This is a genomic window from Chamaesiphon sp. VAR_69_metabat_338 (assembly GCF_031423935.1).
Taxonomy (GTDB): Bacteria; Cyanobacteriota; Cyanobacteriia; order Cyanobacteriales; family Chamaesiphonaceae; genus Chamaesiphon.
Genome location: NZ_JANPGM010000581.1, coordinates 1 through 3442 on the forward strand (window position 1 = coordinate 1; position 3442 = coordinate 3442).

General features: G+C 46.8%; 4 protein-coding genes. 1 reads left to right on the forward strand and 3 read right to left on the reverse strand.

All coding sequences use genetic code 11. The annotated features are described in order from the left end of the window. From RMO84_RS16015 to RMO84_RS16025, 3 genes are all read right to left on the reverse strand, one after another. A partial coding sequence (locus RMO84_RS16015) for a DEAD/DEAH box helicase family protein (protein WP_310489435.1) occupies positions 1-1073 on the reverse strand: 1073 nt, incomplete at its 3' end. Positions 1074-1109: 36 nt separating this feature from the next. Then, a complete protein-coding gene (locus RMO84_RS16020; protein WP_310489436.1) occupies positions 1110-2585 on the reverse strand; it encodes a restriction endonuclease in 1476 nt (491 codons plus the stop codon). 63 nt (positions 2586-2648) lie between these two features. Next, the gene (locus tag RMO84_RS16025) at positions 2649-2801 is read right to left on the reverse strand and encodes a ribbon-helix-helix domain-containing protein (protein WP_310489437.1); all 153 of its coding nucleotides are present in this window, start codon (positions 2799-2801) and stop codon (positions 2649-2651) included. A gap of 203 nt (positions 2802-3004) precedes the next feature. Here RMO84_RS16025 and cas12k point away from each other — a divergent pair. Next, positions 3005-3442 (forward strand): type V CRISPR-associated protein Cas12k (gene cas12k / locus RMO84_RS16030; protein ID WP_310489438.1); only part of this gene is annotated, 438 nt, incomplete at its 3' end.

Sequence of the window (3442 nt, forward strand, 5' to 3'; positions counted from 1 at the left end):
GGGTGGATCTGCGTATAGCAAGGATTGCCGAACAGAGCCCCTTTTTTATGAGCCCGCCAGATGGATGTTGTGTTGGACCCTTTGGCATTTGTGGAGAGGTAAAAAACGTTTCCGTATCCGCCAGTTCCCAGCACAACGGCGTCGGCTAGATGCACTTCTGTGCGGCCCGACGTTAAGTTGCGAGTGACAATGCCGCGCGCCTTGCCATCGATTACAATCAGGTCGAAGAAATCAGGACTAAATTGTTTATATATCTTCTGCTCTTCTTCATTTCCCGTCACCGCCTGATACAGCGATAGATAGATCTCATAAGACTTATCCGCCTGTCGCTGTTTGATTTTGGTCATTGCCGAACCAAAGGGTTTAAAATCATTAGTCATCGTTTGATCGACTAATATGTTTCGATCGGCTAAAAACAAAATCCGCTTCTTCGCCTTCGATTTCCACAGTCTCCAGATAATCTGAAAAGCGGTAAAAGTTTTCCCCGTACCCGTCGCCATCACCAATAGAATTCGGTTCTGACCTTGAGCGATTGCTTCGATCGTTTTATCGATCGCCAGTAACTGATAATAACGCGGAGTCTTATTACTCCCATCGCTATAATAATCTTGAGTAACTAAACTCTGTTGCGGTGCCGATAAGCCTCGATGTAGACACCACCGTTCCCACAGGGCTTCTGGTGATGGAAACTCATCTAAACCGATCTCCTGCTCAATTATTCCGTCGGTAGCAATCTTGTTATGAAACAAAAAGCGATCGCCATTAGAGCTAAACACAAACGGCACTTGCAACATCTCCCCATAACCCAAACCCTGCTGCATCCCATCGCCGACAGAATGCTTATTATCCTTCGCCTCGATAACTGCGATCGGTAAATTAGGCTTATAAAACAGTACATAGTCAGCCCGCTTATTCTTCGCACGAGCGTGTAACTTCCCCCGCACCAGAATCCGCCCATCAGTCAGTGAAAATTCTTCCCGAATCTGCGTCAAAATATCCCAACCCGATCGTTCCAATGCTGGGGTGATGTACTTGGTGCAAATATCCCGCTCGGAAAGCTGCTTCTTATCCATGTTTTCAATTTTTCATTGTGCGTGGGTTTAACATAGCTAAGAATCCTCACCTTCTTCGGTTTGGGCAAAAGCATCGGCATCCAACTCTAACACCTCAACCGAGCGCGTTCTCACCCCAATGCCATACTCAATCAGCAAGTCTATCAGTTTAGATCCATCGATTAACGTAATCGGTGGTGCGCCAGCCTCGAACGCTGCTTGCATCGCTCCCTTAGAAAAACCTGCTGTAGTAATAATTGTGCCCCGTACTGCCTGAAATCTATACAAAGAACCGCGCAAAGCATCCAAAACAGTCCGCTGAACATTACTCTTTTGTCGCTTTGCCTGCACCACCTCCCGCACCGAGGTAATCCCTAACTCGATGTCGGCTACCACGTCCACACCTTTATCATTTGAGGGCGCAGTCACCGCGACATTCTGATAATTCATCGCTTCCAATAATTGTCCGATTAGATGCTCAAAGGCGATTGGCTCCATCGTCGAGAGCAACTCTTGCATACTGACTCTCACGGATGCCTTTTGCTGATTTACCAATTGCAAAATCTCTTGCAACTCGATCGAACTATCCGCAGGTTCATCGCCACCTGTCTGTCGTAAATAAGCTAAACCTTCATCGGTAATGCCGTAGATGGCACCTGCTTTGGTGAGCAGACCTCGTTCCAAAATACTATGGAGTCTGCGGCTAAGGGTATCTTTAATCGTGATATCAGTGCCGTAGCGAGAATACCGCGTCAGATAATCTGTCCACTCAGGGATAAAGTCCGATCTTCGCCCCGTCCCTTTCTCCGCAGCGATTGTCAGGATTTTAAGAACTCCTTCCTGCTCATCTACTAGCGCAACAGTATCCCCTAGTGGACGATCGATAAAATCTCGACCTCTATCTGTCAATTTCATCTGACCATCACTATCTTCTACTAGTAACTTATAGGCACAGGCAAATAGCCAGTGTCCATAGACATGGCGCGGATTTACCTTCTCTGCTGTTTTTTGCCAAATTGCCTCCGCCAGTTCGCGATCTTTACCTTGTAACCTTTCTACAATCCATAAATCTGGCTTCGTCCAATCCCCAGGTTCCTGGGGGCTACCTCGCAGTGTCTCAATAGTCGATCGAAGTCCAGTAATCTGCGATCTCAGTCGTCCATTCCAGATCGGCAGTAATAACCGCAGTTCTGCATAAGAGGGAAAATGAGGAATCCGCACCCGACGGTTTTCTGCGTCGGCGGTATTTAATGGTGAATCCAACGCCGCAGACTCTATCCCCCAACTCCGCAATCCAAAAATTCCAGGGCGCACCCGTACAAATCGGCTGTGAATACCTTTTTGCTTGATATCTACACAAATTACTGCATTTAAAGTAGCTTCAGGTGTTTTGCCCTCGGATTGAATCAAGCCTTGACTCAAGGCTTGTTGGGTAATGTCTCGATAATGAAGCGGTGAGCCGTTGAGATCTAGAATCTTGGCAGATGCATCAATGAAAGAAAGTGAAGTGGCTGCGTCAAATTTACCTGTCATCAAAAGTTCTGGATTGAGACTGCTTTTTTAAGTTTCCCATGTCTATTCTCTGAATCAAAAACTTTACTTCGACTCCTTCTCTTCCACCGCCTTAGCAACCAGCCGCACCACCAAATTACTCACCGATCGATCTTCCTCTTCAGCCCACTTCACCAGGGCTGCATAGACCTCTTTGGGGAAATAGACAGATGTCTGCACTCGATCGGGTTGACTCATCAGCTTTAAGCAAAATTTTCAGCAAATTCATAATACCCCTGCAACCTTACTAGACAGTTAAATAATGTATAATAGAGTTTTATAATGTTATTTTCGTTTTAGCACCTCATTATTCAATCCCAATCATAGCTTCAGCGATCGACTACCACCAATACTCAGTCCAAAAATTCCGAGCAGTTACTTGTACTGGGTCATTACCAACTATGAGCATTGTTACAATTCACTGTCGCCTCACCGCTCCCGAACCTATTCGTCGCCACCTCTGGCACCTGATGACAGAGAGCAATACTCCCCTGGTGAGCGAACTGATGAAGCGAGTCAGCCAGCATCCTGATTTTGAGATTTGGCAACGTCGAGGAGCCGTCCCCCAGAAAGCAATTACAGACCTTTGTACGCCGCTCAGAGCAGTTTATCCTGGGCAACCTGGGCGATTCTATTCCTCCGCCACCCTCATGGTGCTGTATACCTACGAGTCATGGCTAAAGATCCAACAAAATCTTCGCCGCCGCATGGACGGAAAACAACGCTGGTTGAATGTGGTCAAAAGCGACCTTGAATCGATCGAACTCAGCGGTTCCACCCTCGAAGTCATCAGACAAAAGGCACAAGCTATTCTCAGTCAATTCAACACCGAGAATGAA